Source organism: Streptomyces sp. Tu 2975, assembly GCF_009832925.1.
Classification (GTDB): domain Bacteria; phylum Actinomycetota; class Actinomycetes; order Streptomycetales; family Streptomycetaceae; genus Streptomyces.
On record NZ_CP047140.1, the window covers coordinates 5,672,464 to 5,695,373 of the forward strand.

General features: G+C 72.6%; 20 protein-coding genes and 2 pseudogenes. 10 read left to right on the forward strand and 12 right to left on the reverse strand.

What is annotated here, in order from left to right:
• Positions 1–73: 73 nt before the first annotated feature.
• Positions 74–877: an SDR family oxidoreductase gene (locus GLX30_RS25170; protein ID WP_208545483.1), complete on the reverse strand. Its 804-nt coding sequence runs from the start codon at positions 875–877 to the stop codon at positions 74–76.
• 133 nt (positions 878–1,010) lie between these two features.
• On the opposite strand from GLX30_RS25170, the gene GLX30_RS25175 reads away from it, so the two are divergent.
• Complete coding sequence (locus tag GLX30_RS25175) at positions 1,011–2,639, forward strand: alkaline phosphatase D family protein (RefSeq protein ID WP_159692595.1); 1,629 nt, start codon at positions 1,011–1,013, stop codon at positions 2,637–2,639.
• A 98-nt stretch (positions 2,640–2,737) separates the two neighbouring features.
• Here GLX30_RS25175 and GLX30_RS25180 read toward each other — a convergent pair whose 3' ends face one another.
• Positions 2,738–3,736 (reverse strand): Gfo/Idh/MocA family oxidoreductase, encoded by a 999-nt coding sequence (locus GLX30_RS25180; RefSeq protein ID WP_159692597.1) that lies wholly within the window; start codon positions 3,734–3,736, stop codon positions 2,738–2,740.
• A gap of 89 nt (positions 3,737–3,825) precedes the next feature.
• On the opposite strand from GLX30_RS25180, the gene GLX30_RS25185 reads away from it, so the two are divergent.
• The 4 genes from GLX30_RS25185 (at position 3,826) to GLX30_RS25200 (ending at position 8,013) form a co-directional block, all read left to right on the forward strand.
• The gene (locus GLX30_RS25185) at positions 3,826–5,214 is read left to right on the forward strand and encodes a Bcr/CflA family multidrug efflux MFS transporter (RefSeq protein ID WP_159692599.1); all 1,389 of its coding nucleotides are present in this window, start codon (positions 3,826–3,828) and stop codon (positions 5,212–5,214) included.
• Between the two features lie 250 nt (positions 5,215–5,464).
• Positions 5,465–6,475: a small ribosomal subunit Rsm22 family protein gene (locus GLX30_RS25190; protein ID WP_159692601.1), complete on the forward strand. Its 1,011-nt coding sequence runs from the start codon at positions 5,465–5,467 to the stop codon at positions 6,473–6,475.
• Positions 6,476–6,514: 39 nt separating this feature from the next.
• A complete protein-coding gene (locus tag GLX30_RS25195) occupies positions 6,515–7,132 on the forward strand; it encodes a TetR/AcrR family transcriptional regulator (protein WP_159692603.1) in 618 nt (205 codons plus the stop codon).
• 122 nt (positions 7,133–7,254) lie between these two features.
• Positions 7,255–8,013, forward strand: a complete 759-nt coding sequence (locus GLX30_RS25200) for a bifunctional DNA primase/polymerase (RefSeq protein ID WP_159692605.1) — start codon at positions 7,255–7,257, stop codon at positions 8,011–8,013.
• Positions 8,014–8,091: 78 nt separating this feature from the next.
• Here the strand turns inward: GLX30_RS25200 and GLX30_RS25205 are convergent, their stop codons facing one another.
• Complete coding sequence (locus GLX30_RS25205; RefSeq protein ID WP_159692607.1) at positions 8,092–9,087, reverse strand: hypothetical protein; 996 nt, start codon at positions 9,085–9,087, stop codon at positions 8,092–8,094.
• Between the two features lie 260 nt (positions 9,088–9,347).
• Between GLX30_RS25205 and GLX30_RS25210 the strand changes: the two genes are divergently transcribed.
• Positions 9,348–10,160 carry a PhzF family phenazine biosynthesis protein gene (locus GLX30_RS25210; protein ID WP_159692609.1) on the forward strand — a complete coding sequence of 271 codons (813 nt, stop codon included), beginning with the start codon at positions 9,348–9,350 and terminating at the stop codon, positions 10,158–10,160.
• Here the strand turns inward: GLX30_RS25210 and GLX30_RS25215 are convergent.
• Together GLX30_RS25215 and map are read right to left on the reverse strand one after the other, a co-directional pair.
• A complete protein-coding gene (locus GLX30_RS25215) occupies positions 10,150–10,812 on the reverse strand; it encodes a biliverdin-producing heme oxygenase (RefSeq protein WP_159692611.1) in 663 nt (220 codons plus the stop codon). The genes GLX30_RS25210 and GLX30_RS25215 overlap by 11 nt on opposite strands.
• Positions 10,813–10,946: 134 nt before the next feature.
• Positions 10,947–11,803 (reverse strand): annotated as a pseudogene (map, locus tag GLX30_RS25220) (type I methionyl aminopeptidase).
• A gap of 58 nt (positions 11,804–11,861) precedes the next feature.
• On the opposite strand from map, the gene GLX30_RS25225 reads away from it, so the two are divergent.
• Complete coding sequence (locus GLX30_RS25225; RefSeq protein ID WP_159692613.1) at positions 11,862–12,089, forward strand: hypothetical protein; 228 nt, start codon at positions 11,862–11,864, stop codon at positions 12,087–12,089.
• A gap of 105 nt (positions 12,090–12,194) precedes the next feature.
• Here GLX30_RS25225 and GLX30_RS25230 read toward each other — a convergent pair whose 3' ends face one another.
• Positions 12,195–13,478 (reverse strand): MFS transporter, encoded by a 1,284-nt coding sequence (locus GLX30_RS25230; protein ID WP_159692615.1) that lies wholly within the window; start codon positions 13,476–13,478, stop codon positions 12,195–12,197.
• Positions 13,479–13,532: 54 nt separating this feature from the next.
• Positions 13,533–14,153, reverse strand: coding sequence for a hypothetical protein (locus GLX30_RS25235; RefSeq protein WP_159692617.1), 621 nt, complete (start codon positions 14,151–14,153; stop codon positions 13,533–13,535).
• Between the two features lie 94 nt (positions 14,154–14,247).
• Here GLX30_RS25235 and npdG point away from each other — a divergent pair, with 94 nt between their 5' ends.
• On the forward strand, positions 14,248–14,967 hold the full coding sequence (gene npdG / locus GLX30_RS25240; RefSeq protein WP_159692619.1) for an NADPH-dependent F420 reductase: 720 nt from the start codon (positions 14,248–14,250) through the stop codon (positions 14,965–14,967).
• A gap of 136 nt (positions 14,968–15,103) precedes the next feature.
• Complete coding sequence (locus GLX30_RS25245) at positions 15,104–15,292, forward strand: hypothetical protein (RefSeq protein WP_159692621.1); 189 nt, start codon at positions 15,104–15,106, stop codon at positions 15,290–15,292.
• A 4-nt stretch (positions 15,293–15,296) separates the two neighbouring features.
• On the opposite strand, the gene GLX30_RS25250 is transcribed toward GLX30_RS25245, so the two are convergent.
• A complete protein-coding gene (locus GLX30_RS25250) occupies positions 15,297–16,097 on the reverse strand; it encodes a site-2 protease family protein (protein ID WP_159692623.1) in 801 nt (266 codons plus the stop codon).
• A 542-nt stretch (positions 16,098–16,639) separates the two neighbouring features.
• Between GLX30_RS25250 and GLX30_RS25255 the strand changes: the two are divergent.
• Positions 16,640–19,938: pseudogene (locus GLX30_RS25255) on the forward strand (BTAD domain-containing putative transcriptional regulator).
• A 3-nt stretch (positions 19,939–19,941) separates the two neighbouring features.
• Here GLX30_RS25255 and GLX30_RS25260 read toward each other — a convergent pair.
• From GLX30_RS25260 to GLX30_RS25275, 4 genes are all read right to left on the reverse strand, one after another.
• Complete coding sequence (locus GLX30_RS25260) at positions 19,942–20,766, reverse strand: ABC transporter permease (protein WP_159692625.1); 825 nt, start codon at positions 20,764–20,766, stop codon at positions 19,942–19,944.
• Positions 20,763–21,764: an ATP-binding cassette domain-containing protein gene (locus tag GLX30_RS25265; protein WP_159692627.1), complete on the reverse strand. Its 1,002-nt coding sequence runs from the start codon at positions 21,762–21,764 to the stop codon at positions 20,763–20,765. The genes GLX30_RS25260 and GLX30_RS25265 overlap by 4 nt, the downstream gene beginning before the upstream one ends.
• Before the next feature lie 111 nt (positions 21,765–21,875).
• Complete coding sequence (locus GLX30_RS25270; protein WP_159692629.1) at positions 21,876–22,517, reverse strand: hypothetical protein; 642 nt, start codon at positions 22,515–22,517, stop codon at positions 21,876–21,878.
• On the reverse strand, positions 22,514–22,864 hold the full coding sequence (locus GLX30_RS25275) for a hypothetical protein (RefSeq protein WP_159692631.1): 351 nt from the start codon (positions 22,862–22,864) through the stop codon (positions 22,514–22,516). The genes GLX30_RS25270 and GLX30_RS25275 overlap by 4 nt, the downstream gene beginning before the upstream one ends.
• Positions 22,865–22,910 lie beyond the last annotated feature (46 nt).

The window sequence follows — 22,910 nt, forward strand, 5'->3', positions numbered from 1 at the left end:
CACGGCGCTGCGGCCGGCGGCGGAGAAGGCGGAGGCACCGGTCCCCGACGTCCTCGCGGTACCGGCCGTCCCGTCAGCCCCGCCCGATGAACGGCATGTTCGTCGCCATCACCGTCACGAACTGCACGTTCGCCTCCAGCGGCAGTTCCGCCATGTGCCGTACGGTCCGGGCCACGTCGGCCGCGTCCATCACCGGCTCCGGCGCCAGCCGGCCGTCGGCCTGGAGGACGCCCGACTGCATGGCGTCGGTCATCTCGGTCGCCGCGTTGCCGATGTCGATCTGGCCGCAGGCGATCGCGTACGGACGGCCGTCCAGCGAGAGGGACTTCGTCAGGCCGGTCAGGGCGTGCTTGGTCGCGGTGTACGGCGCGGAGTTCGGGCGCGGCGCGTGTGCGGAGACGGAGCCGTTGTTGATGATCCGGCCGCCCTGCGGGTCCTGGTCCTTCATCTGGCGGAACGCCGCCTGTGCGCACAGGAACGCGCCGTTCAGGTTCGTGTCGACGACCTTGCGCCAGGCGGAGAACTCCAGGTCCTCGAAGCGGATGCCGCCGGGCCCGAACGTGCCCGCGTTGTTGAAGAGCAGGTCGAGCCGCCCGTAGCGCTCGCGCACCGTGGCGAACAGGGCCCTCACCGCCTCGGGGTCGGTCACATCCGTCGGCACACGGACCACGTCCGCGTCGGGCCGGACGTCACGGATCAGTGCCGCGGTCTCCTCCAGCGACTCGTCATGCCGACCGGCGAGCGCCAGTGCCCACCTCGGGCGGGCAGTCGAACCGGTGGCCGATTCCTGTCCGGCCCGTGCCAGTTCCAGTGCCACGCTCCGGCCGATGCCGGAGCCCGCACCGGTCACCACCGCGATTCTCACTACAGCGTTCATGCTTGCGCAGCGTACGCGCATGCGTCGTACACGGATCTCATCCGACCGCCATGCGGATGTTGTGTCCCCGACAACGCGGATTCGTCGGCTCCGGCTCCAATGCGACTGACAACAGCCGTAAGGGGAGGGCCACATGACACCCGCGCACACGATCCACTCGCCCGAGCTCAGAGCCGCCGCCCGGCACTTCGGGCGACGCACCTTCCTCACCACCACGTCCGCCGCCGCCGCGCTCGCCTTCGCGGTGAACCTGCCCGGTACCGCGCACGCCGGTACGGTCGACGGCCGCAAGCTCACCGAGAACCCCTTCACGCTCGGCGTGGCGTCCGGTGACCCCCGGCCCGGGTCCGTCGTGCTGTGGACCCGCCTCGCGCCCAGGCCGTACGAACCGGGCAGCGGCATGCCTGACGCCCGGGTCCAGGTCCAGTGGGAGGTCGCCCACGACGCCGCGTTCGCCCGGATCGCCAAGCGGGGCAGCGTCACCGCCCACCCCGAGTTCGGCCACAGCGTCCACGTCGAGGCCCCGGGCCTGGCGGCGGACCGGGTCTACCACTACCGCTTCCGCACCGGCACCTGGATCAGCCCCGCCGGCCGCACCCGCACCGCTCCCGCGCCCGGCGCCGTACTCGGCCGGCTGAAGCTCGCGGCCGTGTCCTGCCAGGCGTACCACGACGGCTACTTCACCGCGTACCGGCACCTCGCGGACGAGGACCTCGACGTCGTCTTCCACCTCGGCGACTACCTCTACGAGTACGCCGTGAACTCGGCGGGCGGCGCCCGCAACTACACCGACCGTGTCCTGCCGGCCCACTTCGACCGTGAGACGGTCACCCTGGAGGACTACCGGCTGCGGTACGGCCTGTACAAGTCCGACCCCGACCTCCGGGCCGCCCACGCCGCGCACCCATTCGTCGTCACCTGGGACGACCACGAGACCGAGAACAACTACGCCGACGAGACGCCGGAGAACGGCGTACCGCCGGAGGAGTTCCTGCTGCGCCGGGCCTCCGCCTACCGGGCGTACTGGGAGAACCAGCCGCTGCGCGCGCCGCAGCAGCCGTCCGGACCGGACATGCAGCTCTACCGTCGGCTGCACTTCGGGCAGCTGGCCCAGTTCGACGTGCTCGACACCCGCCAGTACCGCTCGGACCAGGCGTACGGAGACCGGGCGCACGTCTCGGGACCCGAGTCGGAGGACCCGTCGCGCACGATGACCGGCGCGCAGCAGGAGCGCTGGCTGATCGACGGCTGGCGAGCGTCCACCGCCGTGTGGAACGTCGTGCCCCAGCAGGTCAACTTCTCCCGGCGCAGCCTGGACCTGACCGACGACCCCAAGCTCAGCATGGACGCGTGGGACGGCTACCCCGCCTCCCGCGACCGTGTCCTGGACGGCGCGAAGTCCGCCGGTGTGGCGAACCTGATGGTCCTCACCGGCGACGTGCACGTCGCGTACGCCTACGACATCAAGCGCGACTACGAGACGCCCGGCGCGGAGATCGTCGGCACCGAGATCGTGGCCACGTCCATCTCCAGCGGCAAGGACGGCGCCGACAAACCGGCCACCTGGGAGACGTACACCACGGCGAACCCGCACATGAAGTTCTACAACGGGCGCCGCGGTTATGTGACGGTCACCCTCGAAGAGCAGCAGGCGCGCGCCGACTTCCGCACGGTGGCCGCCGTGACGACGCCGGGCGCGCCCGTCACCACGACCGCGTCGTTCGTGACGCAGGCGGGGAACCCCGGGCTTCAGCAGGTCTGACCTGCGTCCGGCACGTCGTGCGACGGCGTGTCGGACGGCCCGGGCCGGTCCTGTCACCGGTGCCCGCTGTCGGCGGGGTCAGGCGGTGGTGCGTGCCGTCATCCGCCGTGGCGCTCGCCGGGGAAGCGGACGCCGATGCGCTCACGTACCGCGTCGAGCGTCCGCATCACGGCGAGCGTGCCGTCGAGCGGGACGAGGGGCGACTCCTTCTCTCCCGCCCGCACGGCGCGCATCACCTCGGCCGCCTCGTGGTGCAGCGAGTCACGGCGGCCGTCGAAGAGGAACTCCTCCGGCTCCTTGCCGTCGCGGTGCAGGACGAAGCGCTCGGGGAAGAAGAACCCGTCCGGGACGTCGATCCGGCCGGCCGTCCCTGTCACGGACGCCGTGACGGGGGTGCCGGCCGTGATCGAGCAGGACAGCAGGGCCGTCGCTCCCTTGTCCGGCCAGCCGAGCAGCATCCCGGTGTTGAGGTCCACGCCTTCCGGGGACAGCAGCGCGTCCGCCTGGACCCGCTCCGGCTCGCCGAGCAGCAGCAGCGCGAACGCGACCGGGTAGACCCCGAGATCGAGCAGCGCGCCGCCGCCGAGCGCGGGGTCACGCAGCCGGTGGCCCGGGGCGAAGGGGCCCGCGATCCCGAAGTCGGCCTGCACGGTACGGACGTCACCGATGGCGCCCTCGTGGACCAGTTCGGCGATGCGGCGGACGGCCGGGTGGCAGTACATCCACATGGCCTCCATGAGGAACGTGCCGTGGAGGCGGGCGAGTTCGACGAGCTCCGCCGCCTCGGCCGCGTTCAGGGTGAACGGCTTCTCGCACAGCACCGGCTTCCCGGCCGCCAGACAGAGCCCGGCGGCGGCCCGGTGCGCGGAGTGCGGCGTTGCGACGTACACCACGTCGACGTCCTCGTCGGCCGCCAGCGAGGCCCAGTCCCCGTACGCCCGCGGTATGCCGAAACGGTCGGCGAAGGTCTTGGCGGACGCCTCGGTGCGGGAGGCGACCGCCACGACCTCGGCGTCGGGCATGGCCCCCAGGTCCTCGACGAACCTCGCGGCCATGCCGCCGGTCGCCAGTACGCCCCACCGCACGGTGTTGCTCATCACTCGTCCACCCCTGTCACGCCGAAAGGTCTCGATCAGTCCGGACGAGCTGAGAGCATAGATGTTGAAAATAGGATTAGGAGCTGTTGATGCCGGAGAGCGGCCAGAGCGAACAAGGACGAACCACTCATCCCGGACCGGCATCCACGCCCCCGGCCTCCGCTGCGGTCCCCGCGCCGCGGGATGCCGCAACGGTCGCAGCCGGGGCCGCTGTCACCGGCTCCGTCACCGGCTCCGTCGCCGGTTCGGCAGCCGCCGGCGTCGCCGCCGCACGCCGGGCGGGGCTCCTCGTCACACTCGTCCTCGGCGGCCTCACAGCGCTGCCGCCGCTGTCCATGGACATGTACCTCCCGGCGCTGCCCGCGGTCACCGACTCGCTGCACGCACCCGCGGCGACCGTCCAGCTCACCCTCACCGCCTGCCTCGCCGGCATGGCCCTCGGCCAACTCGTCGTCGGCCCCATGAGCGACAAGTGGGGACGCCGCCGCCCGCTGCTCGTCGGCATGCTCGTCTACGTCGTCGCCACAGCGATGTGCGCCTTCGCACCGACCGTCGAACTGCTCATCGGCTTCCGGCTGTTGCAGGGCCTCGCGGGCGCGGCCGGCATCGTCATCGCCCGAGCGGTCGTGCGCGACCTCTACGACGGCGTGGAGATGGCCCGGTTCTTCTCCACCCTGATGCTCATATCCGGCGTCGCGCCCGTCATCGCCCCGCTCATCGGCGGGCAGGTGCTGAGGGTCACCGACTGGCGCGGCATCTTCGTGGTCCTCACCGTCGTCGGCGTCCTGCTCACGCTCGTGGTCGTCAAATGGCTCGACGAGACCCTGCCGGTACAGAAGCGGCACAGCGGCGGAGTGGGCCAGGCGCTGCGCACCATGCGCGGGCTCCTCGCCGACCGGGTCTTCACCGGCTACATGCTCAGCGGCGGGCTCGCCTTCGCCGCGCTGTTCGCGTACATCTCGGCCTCGCCGTTCGTCGTGCAGGAGATCTACGGCGCGTCGCCCCAGACCTTCAGCCTGCTCTTCGGCCTCAACTCGATCGGCCTGATCGCCGTCGGCCAGATCAACGGCCGGCTCCTCGTCGGCCGGGTCAGCCTCGACAAGGCTCTCGGCTTCGGCCTGGCGGTGATCACGCTCGCGGCGACCGCGCTGCTGCTGCTGACCTCGGGCGTCTTCGGAGAGGTGGGACTGTTCCCGGTCGCGGCGGGCCTGTTCGTCCTGATGTCCGCGATGGGGCTGGCGATGCCCAACACCAACGCGCTGGCCCTGCTGCGCACCCCGCACGCGGCGGGCTCGGCGTCGGCACTGATCGGCACGGCGTCCTTCCTCGTCGGCGCGGTCGCCTCGCCGCTGGTGGGCATCGCGGGCGAGGCGACGGCGGTGCCGATGGCGGTCGTGCAGGTGGTGTGCGGGGTGGGCTCGCTGCTGTGCTTCTTGCTGCTGTGCAGGCCGTGGAGAGGGAAGGCGGGGGTGGTCTGAGGGGGGTGCATGAGCCGGGTGCGGGTGCGGGGCGCCTGCGGCGGGCTCGTTCCCCTAGCCGCCCCGTCCCGTCCCGAACCGGGGGGCGCTGCCCCCGGACCCCCTGCGCCTCCATCGCCGGCGGGGCTCAAGTTGCCCGGGCGCAGCGGCCCCGCCAGGACGCGGTGGCGCCGTCAGCGCGGCCCGCGCCAGGACATCGCGCCCCCGTCAGGACGTCGGGCGTGCCGCCCGCCACGCGTACACTTTTCCGGTGAACGCCGCCCCCGCCCCCACCGCCGAGACCCTGCGCAGCGCCCTCGCCGGGCTGCTGGACGGGCTGCCGCCCACGCAGGCCGCGCAGGCGGTCGAGCGGCTGATCGCGAACTATCGGGGGGACACCCCCACCGGCGCGCCCATCCTGCGGGACCGGAGCGACGTCGTCGCCTACGCCGCGTACCGGATGCCCGCCACCTTCGAGGCGGTGCGGGCCGCGCTCGACGCGCTGCGGGCCGCGGCGCCCGGCTGGGTGCCGGGCACGCACACCGACATCGGCGGCGGGACCGGCGCCGCGAGCTGGGCGGTCGCCGACGCGTGGGACGAGGCGGCGCCGAGCACGACCGTCCTGGACTGGGCCGAGCCCGCGCTCGCGCTCGGCCGTGAGCTGGCCCGCGCCTCGCAGGTGCCCTCCCTCCAGGCCGCCCAGTGGCAGCGCTCGCGGATCAGCTCGGCGCTCCGTATCGAGAGCACTGATCTCGTCACGGTGTCGTACGTGCTCAAGGAGCTCGACCCCGCCGCCCGCGCCGCCGTCGTCGCGGAGTCCGCGCGCGCGGCCGGCGCAGGCGCCGTCGTCATCGTCGAGCCCGGCACCCCCGACGGCTACGAGCGGACCATCGAGGCCCGCGACGCCCTGATCGCCGCCGGGATGCACGTCGCCGCGCCCTGCCCCCACAGCGCCGCCTGCCCCATAGAGCCGGGCTCCGACTGGTGCCACTTCGCCGCCCGCGTCTCCCGTTCGTCCCTGCACCGCCAGGTGAAGGGCGGCTCGCTGGCTTACGAGGACGAGAAGTTCAGCTACGTGGCCGCCACCCGTTTCCCCGTGGAGCCGGCGACCGCCCGGGTCACCCGCAAGCCGCAGATCCGCAAGGGCATGGTGCTGCTCGACCTCTGCACCACGGACGACGGTCTGCGCCGGGACACGGTGACCAAGCGGCACGGGGCGCTCTACAAGGACGCCAGGGACGCCGAATGGGGCGACGCCTGGCCGCCCCGCACACCGGAGTGAGACGAGACGTCTCGGTTCAGCGTTGCTAGATTGGCCGCCATGACCGAGATGAAGGCACCCGACTCCGCCCGCCGCAGCGAACGTTCCCGGCGCGCGATCTACGCGGCGGCCCTCGCCCTCGTCGGTGAGATCGGCTACCCGAAGACCACCGTCGAAGGCATCGCCGCCCGTGCCGGGGTCGGCAAGCAGACGATCTACCGCTGGTGGCCCTCCAAGGCGGCCGTGCTCCTCGAGGCGTTCCTCGACATGGCGGACCAGGCGGCGGAGGCGGCCGGGCCCGGCGGCTATGAGATCCCCGACACCGGCGACCTCGAGGCCGACCTCCGCACGGTCCTGCGTGCCACCGTCGACGAGATGAACACCCCCGTCTACGACGCCCCCGCCCGTGCGCTCACCGCAGAGGGAGTGGTCAACGCGGAGGTCGGCGCCCAGTTCGTCGAAAGGCTGCTCGAGCCCCAGCTCCAGCTCTACGTCACACGGCTGCGCGCCGCACAGGAGGCGGGCCAGGTGCGGTCCGGGATCGACCTGCGCGTCGCCCTCGAGCTCTTCACCGGGCCGCTCGCCCACCGCTGGCTGCTGCGCACCCTGCCCCTCACGCACGAGTACGCCGACCAGATCGTGGACTGTGCCGTGAACGGTCTCGCGCCCCGCGACTGATCCCGTGCGCCCCCGGGATGACGTCGTGCCCCACCCCGGTTGAGGACTGTGGCCACCCGGGGAGCAGGATGGTGGGACCATGGCAGGGTCCGCGTGGGCGAGCGTGAGGTGTGAGGGGATAGATGGGCGACGGTATCGGCCGCTACCGCGGCACGGAGGGCAGGCCTTCCCGGGAGAGCAGGCTGGCGCAGTGGCTGCGCCGCCGCAGCGGGAACACCGACGTGGAGGACCCGCAGCGCGAGGACCTGCTGCTGGCCGCCGCCGCCGCCGGACTGCCGCTCGCGCCCGCCGCCCACCCGATCGGCTACCGCTGCTCCTGTGAGCGCATCGGCTGTCCGACGCCGGCCACCCATCCGATCTCGTTCGCCTGGCAGACCCAGTCCACGACCGACAGGGCGCAGATCCAGCGCTGGGCGCAGGGCCAGCCGGAGGCGAACTTCATCACTGCCACCGGCATGGTGCACGACGTGCTCGACGTCCCTCTGGAGGCCGGCCGGGGCGCGCTCGACCGGCTGCTCGAGAGGGGCATCGACGTCGGCCCGGTCGCCCAGGTCGGCGAGGACCGGATGCTCTTCTTCACCGCCACCCGGGGCACCCCGGAGGACGAGGACGAGTGGTGGCCCTGCGCACTGGACTGCCACCCCGAGACAATGGACGAGCATCCCGGGCTGCGCTGGCACTGCCGCGGCAGCTACGTCCTCGTACCGCCCGCCCGTCTCCCCGGCGACGGTGACCTGGCGGTCGACTGGGTCCGCGGCCCGGAGCATCCGCTGCCGGACCCGCTCACCCTGCTCGAGGCGCTGACGGACGCCTGCGCGAAATACGCGGGCGAGAACGAGGACATCGACCACCACGCGGCAGCCTGGCCTCTCGGCCGCTGACCCCCGCCCCGTGGCGTCGCGCGGGTCGCGGTCCGGTGCGCCGCACGGCGGCCGCCCGCCGCTGACCGGCGGACCCGGTCACGAGCCCTTCGCCGCGGTCAGACCCGTCAGACGGCCCACGACCTCCACCGCCTGGCCGGGCTCGCCACCGTTGCCCGGCGGAACGAGGACCGCCTGGCTGGAGACCCGCTCCTTGGTGATCGTGTCCTTCACCTGACCGGTCAGCAGCGCCTTGACGTCCGGCACGACCTTCAGCCGCACGCCCTCCGCGGCCGTCTGGCGTTCGAAGTTGCGCACCGAGAAGAAGACGAAGGCGTCACCGTTCCGCGTCATCAGCCCCAGCGGCCCGAAGTCGCCCGTGTCCAGCGGCTGATCGAGGTACTGGGTGCGCACCCCCGGCACGTTCTCGCTCTTCTTACGGTCCTCGCGCCAGGCGGAGGTGTGCGGGCCGGGCTTGAAGTGGTCCGGCTTCCCGTTCTGCATGTACGAGGCGTACTCCTCGCTCAGGTTCCGGGGAGCGACCGCCGTCGCAGCGCTGTCCGGGGCGACGGGCTCCGCGTAACCGTCCTTGTCCGTCTTGAAGGCCGGGATCTGCTGCGGGAGCATGATCGTCAGATAGGCGGCCTTCCACCCCTCGTCCGCGCCCGCGCGCACGAAGACCAGCACCCAGCGGTTGTCCGCAGCGCTGTCGTCCTGGTCGCGGTTGGAGTCGGTGTCCGCGACGAACCAGCGCGGCCAGCCCGCCTTCTTGGGGATGGTGAACTTCGCGTCGGTCAGCTCCAGCGGCACATGGTTCGGGTTGCCGCCGGGGAAGTTGACCTGGCGGGCCTTGAGACCGGCCTGGTTGATCGCGCCGAGCGCACCGGTGACATGAGCCGCGTCCAACGCCGGGTCGTAGGCCTTGTCGGCCTTGTTGTACGCCTCCGTGAACGCCGCGAGGGCCTTCGCCGCCTCGTCCTTCGTCGCCGAAGGGACGACTTCCAGTTCCCCGTGCACCGTCACGCACGCGCTCGCCGTCAGGGACAGTACCGCCGTCGCCGCGAGACCCGTCGCCGCCCGACCCAGCCTTCTCATCGGTTGCCTTCTGCTCCTCGACCCCCATGGACCGTCCGAACCCTACCGGGGCCCGTGACAGGCCGGACGCCGGGACCGGATACAGCGCCCACACCGTGACCTCGACGACGGCCGGCCCGGCCTGAGGCCGAACACGCCCCGCGCCGGCGGCCCGTGCCGCCCCGCCCCGCCGCGACGGAGCCGTCGTGCAGCACGGCGACCGGTCGGCGTGCGCCGCCGTGAGACCGCCCGTACCTGAACCGGGATGCTTGAATGCCTGCGTGAACGAACGCGACGCGCTCGGCGTACCCGAGGTTCTCGACGTCCTCCACGTCTTCTGCGGCGGTGACGGGCGGCACGGCAACGCCCTCGGCGTGGTGCGTGACGCCCGTCGTCACCCGGACCGGGAGTCCCGGCAGGCGCTCGCCGCCGAACTGGGCTTCAGCGAGACGGTGTTCGTGGACGACCCGGAGCGCGGCACCGTCGACATCTACACGCCCGCACAGCGCCTGGCCTTCGCCGGCCACCCCCTCGTCGGCGTGGCCTGGCTGCTGGACCTTCAGGCCGTGCGTCCGCCGGCGGGCGAGGTGTGGGTGCGCGACGACGGCGAGTTCACCTGGATCACGGCCCGTGCCGAATGGGCGCCGCCGCGGCGGCTCGAGCAGTACGCGTCACCCGCCGAGGTCGACGCGCTGCCCCTGCCGTCGCCCGGCGACGGCAGGCTGTACGCGTGGGCGTGGCAGGACGAGGCGGCGGGCCGGGTGCGGGCGCGCGCCTTCGGGCCGCGCGGCGACCGCGCCGTGGAGGACGAGGCCACGGGCGCGGCGGCGCTGCTGCTGACCGACCGGCTCGGCCGGGCGCTGAACATCACTCAGGGCCGGGGGTCGCAGATCCTGACCGCGCCCGGCCCTGACGGCATCGTGGAGATCGGCGGACGCGTACGCCTCGCGGCACCCGCACTTGCCGCCGGGCCCGCGTCCGCGCCCCCGTCCGCCGAGGAGCACCGGCCCGCTCCCGCCGCGCGGATGACCCTCCAGCGCAGCGAGCGGCCCCGGCTGCCGCACGCGGTGACCATGCCGGAGGTCACGCGCTGAGCGGGAACTCCCGCTCGAGGTCACGGAGGATGGCCACGTTGTGGTCGAACGCGACCCGGCACTCCTCGATCATCCGCTGCTTCTCCAGGTCGTCGACGTCGACCGCGTCCAGCAGCTCGCGGTAACCGCGCTTGAACGCCGCCGGGTTGGTGATCTGCTCGAAGACGTAGAACCGGACGCCGTCGCCCTTGCGGTCGAAACCCCAGGTCTTCTCCGCCACGTCACGCAGCACCTGGCCGCCGGAGAGGTCGCCGAGATAACGGGTGTAGTGGTGCGCCACATAGCCTGCGGGCCAGGTCCGCGCGCACTCCTCGATCCGGGCCGCGTAGGCGGCCGTCGACGCCAGCGGTACGAGATCCTCCGGCCGGACGTCCGCGCCCCGCAGATGCCCGAGGTCGCGCTCCAGCTCGGCGGTGCGCATGAGCTCGGGCCGGATGAAGGGACCCGCGACCTGGTCGTCCTTCAACGTCTCGGCCGCGCCTTCCAGCGCCCGGTAGACGAACCACAGCTCCTCGGTGTACCGCGCGTACGCCTCGACGCTCAGCCGGCCGCCGAGCAGATCGTCCATGAAGGACGACATCTGCACGGTCGTGTGGCGCTCGTGCGAAGCGAGACGGATCTGCGTCGAGAAGGGCGTGCCGGTTGCATCCAAGGCGGGCCTCCAGGGACCGAACGGTCAGGAACGGACGGCAGCGGCTGTTGCCACCACCGATCCTGCGACTTAGGCTTACCTAAGTCAACGTGTTCCCGACGACCTGTCGGTAAAGACGTTACCCACCTCGGACGTCACGGCAACGTAAGAATGTCCGCCCCGGTGTCCGTCACCACCAGCGTGTGCTCGAACTGCGCGGTGCGCTTGCGGTCCTTCGTCACGACCGTCCAGCCGTCGTCCCACATGTCGTACTCGTACGTCCCCAGTGTGAGCATCGGCTCGATGGTGAACGTCATTCCCGGCTGGATCACGGTGGTCGCGTGCGCCGCGTCGTAGTGCGGGATGATCAGCCCGGAGTGGAACGACGAGTTGATGCCGTGCCCCGTGAAGTCGCGGACGACCCCGTAACCGAAGCGCTTGGCGTACGACTCGATCACCCGGCCGATGACATTGACCTGGCGGCCCGGCCTGACCGCCTTGATCGCGCGGTTCAGCGACTCCCGGGTGCGCTCCACGAGCAGCCGCGACTCCTCGTCGACGTCACCGCAGAGGTAGGTGGCGTTGTTGTCGCCGTGCACACCGTTGATGTACGCGGTGACGTCCAGGTTCACGATGTCGCCGTCCCGCAGCACCGTGGAGTCCGGGATCCCGTGACAGATGACCTCGTTGATCGAGGCGCACAGCGACTTAGGGAAACCGCGGTAGCCGAGCGTCGACGGGTAGGCGCCGTGGTCGCACATGAACTCGTGTGCGACCCGGTCCAGTTCGTCGGTGGTCACCCCGGGGCGATGTGCTTGGCGGCCTCCTCCATCGCCTGTGCGGCGATGCGGCCCGCGATACGCATCCGCTCGATGGTGTCCGAGTCCTGGACCTCCGGCCCGGAGTACGGGGTCGGCGCGGGTTTCCCGACATACTCGGGACGCCGGATGTTGCCGGGGACGGATCGGGTGGGAGAGAGCTCCCCTGGTACGAGCAGCGACTGGCCAGACATGGCAGCGAGTCTAACCAGGCCCGCTGGGGCAGCATGGCCTCAGAGGAAGGAGCCGACGATGGCCCTGTTCAAGAAGCGCACGGTGGGCAAGCCGGGCGAGTGGTACTACTGCCTCCAGCACAAGAAGGTCGAGGAAGGCCCCGAGTGCCCCGCGAAGGACCGCTTCGGTCCGTACGCGTCCCGCGCGGAGGCGACGCAGGCGATGGAGACGGCGCGGGAACGGAATCTCGAGTGGGAGAACGACCCCCGCTGGCACGACGGGGCGGCACGGCCGTCCGACGACTAGGGGCCGCTGCGCGAGGCGTTTCCCCCTCCCCGCCCCCACGCGGCGGAGCCGCACACCGATGCTCCCCGCCTGCGGCGGGGAGGGGGAAGACGCCCGCCGCAGGCGTCACGCGACCGCGCCCGCTGCCGCGCGCCGCGCCACCGCGTCCTCGTCCGTCTCCGCGTCGTACGTGACCAGCTTCGGCAGCACCGCCGCCAGCACCCCCACCGACACCACGCACACCACGCCGCCACCCCAGATCGCCGGGCGGGTGCCCGTCCAGCCCGCCATCGCGCCGGCGCGGACCTGGCCCAGCTGCGGGCCGACGCTGTACGAGAGGACCTCGATGCCCGCCAGGCGGCCACGGAGGGACTCGGGGATCGTCTGGTTCCAGATCGTCGAGCGGCCGAGGCCGCTCAGCATGTCCCCGGCGCCCGCGAAGGCCAGGCACAGCAGCACCAGCCACACGTTCGAGAACCATCCCGCCGCGGCCACCGCCAGCCCCCAGCCGGCCGCGCCGAAGACCACGAAGAGGCCGTGCCGGCGTACCCGGGACGTCCAGCCGCTGGTGAGGCTGAGCAGCACGGAGCCGACCGAGCCCGCCGCGTACATGAGGCCGAGCGCCCACTCCGCGTCCAGGTCGTCCGCAAGGAACGGGAAGATCGTGTTCGGGAAGGCGAACACCATCGCGGCCAGGTCGATCGCGTACGTCCCGAGCAGCACCGGCCGCGACCATGCGTACCGCGCGCCCTCCGCGATGCCCCGCAGGGACGGCTTCTGCGCGTCATGCGCCGGCGGCGCCGGGTCCAGGCGCAGGCACAGCAGCACGGAGACGGCGAAGCCGACGACGGTGAGTCCGTACGCCGTCGCATGACCGGCGTAGGCGACGACGACGCCCGCCACCGCCGGACCCGCGATCGCCCCCGCCTGCCAGCGGATCGCGTTGAGCGCCGCGGCCGCCGTGAGCTGGTCGTGCGGCACGATGCGGGCGATCAGCGAGTCCAGGGCCGGGCGCTGCAACCCGGCACAGGCCGAGACGCCCGCCGCCACCAGGTACAGGGGCCAGAGCATGGGCTCGGGCAGCGCCGCGTTCACGAGCAGGATCAGCGCCAGCAGCCCGAGACCGGCCTCGGTGCCGAGGATCATCCTGCGCCGGTCGACGGCGTCCGCGAGGGCGCCGCCGTAGAGGCCGAAGACGATCAGCGGGACCAGTTCGACCGCGCCCATCGCACCCACGGCGAGCGGCGATCCGGTCAGGTCCTTGATCTGCAGCGGCAGCGCGATCATCGCCATGAAGCTCGCGAAGTAGGTGACCAGCCCTTGTATCCACAGAAGCCGGAACCCGCGGGACGACCGCAGCGGGGAGAGATCGGGCAGCACGGCGGCGAGCTTGGACGGCTTGGAGGTCACGGGTGGCCATGTTCGGTCCGCTGATGGCCCCGGGCAACCGATTTTCCCCCGGCGTCACCAGCGGGGCGGTGGTGGCGCCGTCAGCTGGTCCGCGAGACGCGACAGCCGGTCCCTGAAGCGCGAGGGGCCGCGCGGCGCGGGCACGCAGTTCTCGCCGGCCGCCGCGCTCACCAGGTGCTGCACCGTGTCGATGTCGATCTCGGCCGCCCCGTCCGCGTGGTCCGGGCCCGGCACGGTGAGCGCCTCGTGCGCCAGCCCCCGCACCTCGGGGTCGCCGCCGTCGAGGGCCAGGACCGTCGCCCCGGCCCGTCGTGCGTCGTGGACCCGTTCCAGCAGGCCCGGGTCAGGTGCGGCGGGGGCCACGAGCAGCAGGGTCTCGCCGCGCCGGGCCGCCTCGAGCCTGCCCAGCCCGACGGCCAGATGCGCCGGGTCGCCGGCGTCCACCCTGTGCCGTACGAGCGTCGGGGCGAGCTCCGGCTGTCCCGACCATGCCGCCTCGTCGACGAGGTGGGCGGCCATGTGCCACGGCTCGTACTGCCGCGTCCCCACCAGCAGCAGCCCGCCGCCGCGCGGCACCACGGAGGAGCGCAGAGCCCCGGCGAACCGGCGGGCCGCCGCGGGCCATTGGGTCCCGGCGAGGACTTCGCGCAGCAGCGCGACGCGTACGGCATCCATGGACCGGCATCCTGCACCGCACCGCCGCGCGGTGCGGTCCGGTCGGGCACGGCTCACCCGATCGGGAGGCAGTACCGGGAAGTAAGGTCGGGCCATGACTACTCGTGGTACTGAAACTCCGGGCTCCGTGCCCAAGGCGCCCGCCAAGGACCCCTGGGACCTTCCCGACGTCTCCGGCCTCGTCGTCGGCGTCCTCGGCGGCACCGGCGACCAGGGCCGGGGACTGGCCTACCGGCTGGCCAGGGCCGGCCAGAAGGTGATCATCGGTTCCCGTTCCGTGGAGCGCGCCGAGGCCGCCGCCCAGGAGCTGGGACTCGGCATCGAGGGCGCCGACAACGCGGAGTGCGCGCGGCGCAGCGACGTGGTGATCGTGGCCGTGCCGTGGGACGGACACGCCAAGACGCTGGAGACGCTGCAGAAGGAGCTCGTCGGCAAGCTCGTCGTCGACTGCGTCAATCCGCTCGGCTTCGACAAGAAGGGCGCGTACGCGCTCAAGCCGGAGGAGGGCAGCGCCGCCGAGCAGGCCGCCGTCCTGCTGCCCGACTCACGGGTGACGGCGGCGTTCCACCATCTCTCCGCCGTGCTGCTGCAGGACGAGTCGATCGAGGAGATCGACACCGATGTGATGGTGCTGGGCGAGGTCCGCGCCGACACCGACATCGTGCAGGCGCTGGCCGCCCGTATCCCGGGCATGCGGGGCGTCTTCGCGGGCCGCCTGCGCAACGCCCATCAGGTCGAGTCGCTCGTCGCCAACCTGATCTCGGTCAACCGCCGCTACAAGGCACACGCGGGGCTGCGCGTCACCGACGTGTAGGACCCGTCCAGGCGTGTCCTGCACCGGCGAGGGCCCGCGGGCGGGGACGCGCACGGGGGAGACGGGCGGGCGGGGGGACGGATGGGGGACACTGGAGGGCCGAACCACCCGCAGGACCCGACAGGAGCCGTACCCCATGCCCCGCCTCGCTCTCTACTCCCTCGCCGTCTGCGCCCTTGCCGTCGTCGCGGCGGTGATCTCCTTCGTGCAGGGCATGTGGCTCGGGATCGTGTGGGTGCTGCTCGCGGGCCTCGCCTCGAACATGGCCTGGTACTACCTGCGCCGGGCGAAGGCGGAGCGGGCCGCCGGGTCCGGCTCCGCCTGACCCGTCAGGCGGGGACCGCGCAGAAGTCGTTCCGGCCGTTCCAGAACTCGAACAGGTCCCGGCCGCAGTAGATGCCGAGCTCGTCCACCCCGAGGGCCTGCATGATCCCGTAGACGGCGTCGAAGAACATGCCGTTGACCTCGGGGATGAAGAGGACCACGAAGACGATGATCAGCCCGAACGGGGCGATCGGCTCGACCTGCCGGCGCACCTTGTACGACAGCCAGGGCTCGATCACGCCGTAGCCGTCCAGGCCCGGGACCGGCAGGAAGTTCAGGATCGCGGCCGTGACCTGGAGCATCGCGAGGAACGCCAGCGCGAAGCGGAACGTGACCGGGACGCCGTCCAGCGCGCCCAGCCAGAACGGGGCGGTGCACACGGCGGCGAACAGCACGTTCGTCAGCGGGCCGGCGGCCGAGATCAGACTGTGCTTCCAGCGGCCGCTGATGCGGTTCCGCTCGATGAAGACCGCGCCACCAGGCAGACCGATACCGCCCATGATCACGAAGATGACGGGCAGCACGATGCTCAGCAGAGCGTGGGTGTACTTCAGCGGGTTCAGCGTCAGGTAGCCCTTGGCGCCGATGGAGATGTCGCCGCCGTGCAGCGCGGTGCGGGCGTGCGCGTACTCGTGCAGGCACAGCGAGACGATCCAGGCGGAGACGACGAAGAGGAAGACGGCCAGCCCCGGGCTGGCCGCGAAGTCGGTCCATACCGCCCAGCCGGTGACCGCCATCACCGCGGCGATCCCGAGGAAGACGGGACTGATGGCGCTGTCGCTGCGGCGCCTGGCGGCGGTGGTCATGAACGCGGCTCCTGTGGTGCGGCGGGGGTGCGGGCGGGTGTGCGGAGTAGACCGCACCGGCGCCACGGGGTCAAACGTCCCGGCGCCGTTCCCGGTTCCTGCGCCTGCCCCGGCGGGGCGGCGGCGACACCGGCGCGGCGGTCGGCCGGCGCTCACCACCGCCGCGACGGCCGGTTCGCGGACGGTGCTTGCCCGGCGGGTCGGTACGTGCTGCGCGCAGCCGCGACGGCAGGTTCGGGGTCACCGCCCGGTGGCGTCGGCATGCGGCGGCAGCGGCCCGGCGGCGGGTACGCGGTCGGTGCCATCGGCCAGGCAGGCGAGCACGCGGCGGCACAGGGCATGACGGTCGGCCCGGGCGGTGCTCGCCCGGCGGTCGGCCGGCGGGGCCGCAGGCGCGACGGCCGGTTCGCGGTCACCGTCCGTCCCGGCGACCGGCACGCGGACGCCGCCCGCCACGCGGGCGGCACAGGGCCGGACGCGGCGGTACGCAGGTGGCACCGGCGCGGCGGTCGGTGCGCGGAGGATGCAGGGACAATGGGCCGGTGCGCTATCTCCTGCTCGGCACCACACAGGCCGTCCGCGACGACGGCACGCCCGTCGCGCCCGGCGGCGTCCGGCTACGTGCCCTGCTGGCGGCGCTCGCCCTCCGGGCAGGGCGCACGGTCCCCGCGAACGTGCTGGTCGACGAGGTGTGGGACGGGGACCCGCCCGCGGATCCGGCCGGCGCGCTGCAGGCGCTCGTCGGCAGGCTGCGCCGCGCGCTCGGGCCCGAGGCGGTCACGCTGGCCGACGGAGGTTACCGGCTCTGCGCCGACCGCGACGACGTGGACCTCCACCGGTTCGACCGGCTGACCGCCGAGGGCGCCCGGGCGCTCGAGGACGGCGACGCGGCCAAGGCGGCGGCCCTCCTCGACGACGCCCTCGCGCTGTGGCGGGGACCGGCGCTCGCCGACCTGCCGGACCGCACCGCGGCCGAGGCACGGTGGGAGGCCCGCAGGCTGGACGCCCGCCGGGTGCGGATCGCCGCGGCGCTCGGCCTCGGCGGTGCCGCGGCCGCGGTTCCGGAGCTGATGGCCCTGTGCGAGGCGCATCCGCTCGACGAACGGCTCCAGGCCCTGCTGATCCGGGCGTTGCGCGACACCGGCCGGCCCGCCGAGGCCTTGGCGGCGTACGAGGAGGTACGCCGTGAGCTGGCCGAACGGCTCGGCACCTACCCGGGCCCGGAACTGGCCGCACTGCACGCCGAGTTGCTGAACCCGCCGGCCCCAGCCACCCCCGTGGGCAACCTCCGCGCCCGGCTCACCAGCTTCGTCGGCCGCGAACACGAACTGCGCGAGATCCGCGAGGACCTGTCCCGGGCCCGGCTGGTGACCCTGCTCGGGCCCGGCGGCGCGGGCAAGACGCGGCTGTCGCAGGAGGCCGCGGAACTGGCGGCCGCCCGGTCCGGCAGCCCCTGGCCGGACGGCGTCTGGCTGGCCGAACTCGCGCCCGTCGCCGACCCGTCGGCCGTTCCCGAGGCGGTGCTCACGGCGCTCGGCGCGCGGGAGACGGTGCTGCGCGGCGCGGGCGCGGAGGAGCTGCGTGCCGCCGACCCGCACGGAGCCGACCCGCTCGTGCGTCTCGCCGAGCACTGCGCCCGGCGCCGCATGCTGGTGCTGCTCGACAACTGCGAGCACGTCGTCGAGGCCGCGGCGCTGCTGGCGGAGCGCCTGCTGGGCAGCTGTCCCGGTCTGACGATCCTGGCCACCAGCCGCGAACCGCTCGGGGTCCCGGGCGAGCAGGTCCGCCCGGTGGGTCCGCTCCCGGACGCGACGGCGCTGCGGCTGCTGGCCGACCGGGGCGCGTCCGCCAGGCCGGGCTTCCGTGTCGACGCGGACGAGGAGACCGCCGCGGCGGCCGCGGAGATCTGCCGTCGCCTCGACGGGCTGCCGCTCGCCGTCGAACTGGCCGCGGCGCGGCTGCGGATGCTCACCGCGCGCGAGATCGCCGACCGTCTCGACGACCGCTTCCGGCTTCTGACGAGCGGCGCCCGTTCGGTCCTGCCCCGCCAGCAGACGCTCCGCGCGGTCGTCGACTGGTCCTGGGACCTGCTCACCCCCGAGGAACGGGCCGTCCTGCGCCGGCTGTCGGTCTTCACCGGCGGCTGCGACCTTCCGGCGGCGGAAGCGGTCTGCGCGGCGCCGGCCCCGGGCGGAAGCGCCACCGGGACCGGGGACGTGGGTGACATCGCCGGCGTGGTCGGCGCCCTTGTCGACAAGTCGCTCGTCGTCGCCGAGCCCGCCACCGACGGGCGGATGCGGTACCGGCTGCTCGAGACGGTCGCCGAGTACGCCGCCGAACGGCTCGACGAGGCCGGGGAGCGGGCCGGGGCCGAGCGCCGGCACCTGGTGCACTACCGGGAGCTGGCCCGTACCACCGACCCCCGGCTCCGAGGCCACGGCCAGCACGCCGCCCTCGCCCTGCTGCGGCGCGAGTACGAGAACCTGCGCACCGCCCTGCGGCGGGCGGTCGCCGCCCGCGACGAGCACGAGGCGCTGTGCCTCGTAATCTCCCTGGCCTGGTTCTGGCACATGCAGGACCTGCGCACCGACGCCCGCCATTGGACCGATGCCGTGTCCGCCCTCCACCACGACCCCTTCGCGCCGCCCGCGCGCCCTGCGCCGCCGCTCAGCGAGCGGTGCACGGACTCGCCCCCGCCGCTCACGCCCGAACTGCTCGCCGAGGCCCGGCGGCAGGCCGCGCTGATCCGGATGGTCAACATGGACCACGGCACCGAGAAGTGGACCACTCCGGAGAAGCTCGCCTGGCTGCGCCGCGTCGTCGACGTCTACGACGCGGGCCAGCCGCAGAGCTGCCGCTTTCCCGCCTCACTGTGGTTCTACGCCGTACTGGTCACGGGCGACGGTGACCAACTGCGCCGTGTCCTCGACCGGACGGTGCGGGTCGCGGAGGAGTACGGCCCCGAGTGGGAGCTGGCCAATGCCCTCCAGTGGCGGGCCAACATCCTGGCCAACCGCGGCATGTGGGCCGGTGACGCCCACCGCGACGCGGACCGCAGTCTGCGGATCTTCGAGCGCCTCGGTGACGCCTGGGGTATGGCGGAGGCGCTCTCGTCCCGCGGCGAGGCCCATGAGCAGCGGGGCGCGTACGAGGAGGCCGCCGCCGACTACCGCGCGGCCGTCGAGTACGCCGCCGTTCTCGGCGCCAGGGGCCAGGCACTCCTTCTGCGGGCCCGCCTGGCGAACATCCTGTTGGAGACCGGCCGGGGGGAGGAGGCGGAGATCATCCTGCGCGAGGTGGTCTCCGCCGGACACGACACCGGGTACGAGGCCAGGTCACTGGCCCGGGCGCTGCTCGCGAGCTGGCTCGGCCGCTCCGGCCGTACCGGCGAGGCACGCAGGGAGCTGGAGACGCTGCGCCGGGAGCTCAGGAGCGACACCCTCGCCATTTTCGAGGGCATCGTCATCGGCTCCCTGGCCTGGCTGGACACGGTCGACGGCCGTTATGCGGAGGCTCGCGAGGGAGTCCGTACGGCACTCGTCCACGCCATGGAGCCGTTGTCCATGGTGGTCGCCCCCCAGATTCCGTCGGTGCACATCCTGACGGCGGCCCGTGCGATCGCAGGCGAGGGTGACGCCCTGCTCGCTGCCCGGCTGCTCGGCGCGCACGAAGCGCTGCTTCCACCGCGGCACTTCATGGCCTTGATGGAGCGGGAGAACCGCCGCATCGCCGAGGAAGCCGCCCGCGCCGTCCTCGGGACGCCGCCTTCGAGGACGCGTACGCCGAGGGCGGCAGCCTCACGTTGGAGGAGGCAGCCGCCTTGGTGCGGGGGACGGAGTGAACGTCACGTCTTCTTACGGAACCTGGCGATCGCGAGCGGTGCCGTCACCACCGTGATGGCGGCGGCCCACCCCAGCGTCATCCACACCGAGTGGGCCACCGGCCCGCCGTTGATGAGCGCGCGGGCCGCGTCCGCGAGGTTGGAGAGCGGGTTGTACTCGGTGAACGACTCCAGCCAACCGGGCATGGTCGACGGCGGTGTGAAGATCGACGAACCGAACTGCAGGGGCATCAGTACCAGCATCGCCATCCCCTGGACGGCCTGTGCCGTCTTCATCGTCAGCCCCAGCAGGATGAAGATCCACGTCAGCGACGCGCCGAAGACCAGGGAGAGCCCGACGGCGCCGAGGAGTTCGAGCACGGAGGTCTTGATCTCCAGCCCGAGCAGGAAGCCCACGCCGAGCAGGATCGCGATGGCGACCAGCATCCGGCCCACTTCGACGACGATCTTCGCGACGAGGACCGACGACCGGGCGATGGGCATCGTCCGGAACCGGTCCATGACGCCCTTCCTGAAGTCGTCGTTGATGCCCGTCCCGACGGCCATCGCGATGCTCAGGCCCATCATCGCCATCAGCCCGGGGACCACGTAGTTGACGTACACGTCCTGGTTCCCCTTGCCGGAGATCGCGCCGCCGAAGACGTACACGAACAGCAGGGTGAAGACGATCGGCATCAGCAGGACGTCGAACATCGACTCCGGGTCCTGCTTGATCTGCATGATGTTGCGGCGCACCAGGGCGCCGATGTGCCGCAGGTTGGCCCGCAGGCCGATCCTCCCCTCCGCGCGGGGAACGACGGCGGGGGCGGTGACGGTTGCCGCGTTCATGCCGCGACCTCCTCGGGGATCGTGGTGCCGACGGGTGCGGGCGGGGTCTTGCCGCCGGTGATGGCGAGGAACACCTCGTCCAGGCTGGGCAGATGGGTGCCGATGTGCGCGATCCGGAAGCCGTGGGTGCTCAGCACACCGACGACCGCGGTCAGTTGCTCGTCGCTGAGGATCGGTACGTACAGCTGTCCTTCGTCCGGCACCGCCGACACGCCTCCGATGCCGTCCAGCCCGGCCTCGGTCACCGCCCGTGCCATGGTGGCGAGTTGTGCCGGGTCGCTCGGCCGGATCTGCAGGGTGCGCCCGCCGACCTTGGCCTTCAGTTCGTCCACGGCTCCGCCCGCGATGACCCGGCCGCGGTCGATGACGGTCAGCTCGCTCGCGAGCTGTTCGGCCTCCTCCATGTACTGGGTGGTGAGCAGCACGGTCGCGCCCTCGACGACCATCCGCCGTACCTCGTCCCAGACCTCGTTGCGGGTGCGGGGATCGAGCCCCGTCGTCGGCTCGTCGAGGTAGAGCACCGCCGGCCGGCCGATCATCGAGGCGGCCAGGTCGAGCCGGCGCCGCATGCCGCCCGAGTACTGCCCTGCGGGCCGCTTGGCGGCCTCGGCGAGCGAGAAGCGCTCCAGCAGTTCCTCCGCGCGGCGGCCGGCGTCCTTGCGGGACAGGTCCAGCAGCCGCCCGATCATGTACAGGTTCTCCCGTCCGGACAGCTTCTCGTCGACCGAGGCGTACTGGCCGGTGAGCCCGATGGTGCGGCGCAGCTGACGGGGCTGCCGAACCACGTCGTAGCCGGCGACGGTGGCGTGGCCGGCGTCGGGGACGATCAGCGTGGAGAGGCAGCGTACGAGGGTGGTCTTGCCGGCGCCGTTTGGGCCGAGGACCCCGAGGACCGTGCCTTCGCGGACGTCGAGGTCCACCCCGTCGAGCGCTTTGGTCTCCCCGAAGTGCTTGACGAGGCCTCGTACCTCGACGGCGTTCTTGTCGATTCGCGTCATGGGGACCACGGTGTCCGCCCGCGCCGACAGACGGCCGACAGATCACCGACAGGCCGCCGACGGGCCCTCGCAGACCGCCGACGCGGACCGGACGGGACGTCGCAGGCCGGCCTACGGGCAGGCGCCGGCCACGGCCATGTTGTCGACCGACGCGAGCGGGATCTCGACCGGGCCCGCCCGCCCGGCCACGGACAGGCGGACCGTGGCGCCGTCGGCCGACAGCAGCACGCCGCAGGTGGTCCCCGAACCGTGTGTCACCTTCAGGAACCCGGACCGGGCCGCAGGCGCCCACCAGGTGAGCGCCGTGCCGGCGAACAGCAGCGCGAGGGCCACCGCGACGGCACGGCGGGCACGGGTGAGCCGCCGGGCCGCCCGTATCGCCGTCGCCACCTCGAAACCGTCCACCGAGCCGTGATCGCGGTGGATGTCGGCCAGGGTCACGGCGAGCGGCCGGTTCCCCGCCTGCGCCGCCAGCGCGTGCCACAGACCCACCACGGCCAGGGCCAGTCCGCCACCGACGAGCACGGTGACGGCGACCCGCCAGCCGAAAGGCAGCTCGGCGGTGGTGCCCCGCCCCTTGACCACGATCGCCGCGCCGATCAGGGTGATGAAGGCCGCCAGACCGTTCCGCCACGCCTCCGCGCTCGCACGCACCGCCGGTAGCGACTCGCGCACCAGCTCCCGGAACCGGTCCCGCTCCGCCAGGTCGGTCGCACTGGGCGGACCGGCCGGCCTGCGGGGCCGCAGGTTCACACGATGTCCAGTTCGAGACGGAAGCTGGCACCGCACCCCGTCAGGCCCTCCGGGGCGTCCCGGTGGGTGCTGCCGCAGCCGCAGGAGATGTCCAGCACCACGGACTCCACCGGGCTCGCGTCCGCGGAACGGCCCACGCCGCCGGTGCCGGTGAGCGCGACCGAGACCTGCCGGTCGACGATGTGGTGGTCGCAGCGGGGACAGGGACCGGCCACGACGAAGCCGTACACGTCGCCCGAGCCGCGCGGCGACACCGTCAGCTGCCCGGCTTCGAGCAAGTCGTAGGCACGGTCCGTCAGTTCACGGTCGGTCGTGGCGAGATAGGCAGGGGCCGCTGCGTCGGACATGGCCACACTGTAATGAGCGCCGGTTTACCTTGAGTGCTGTTTCGAC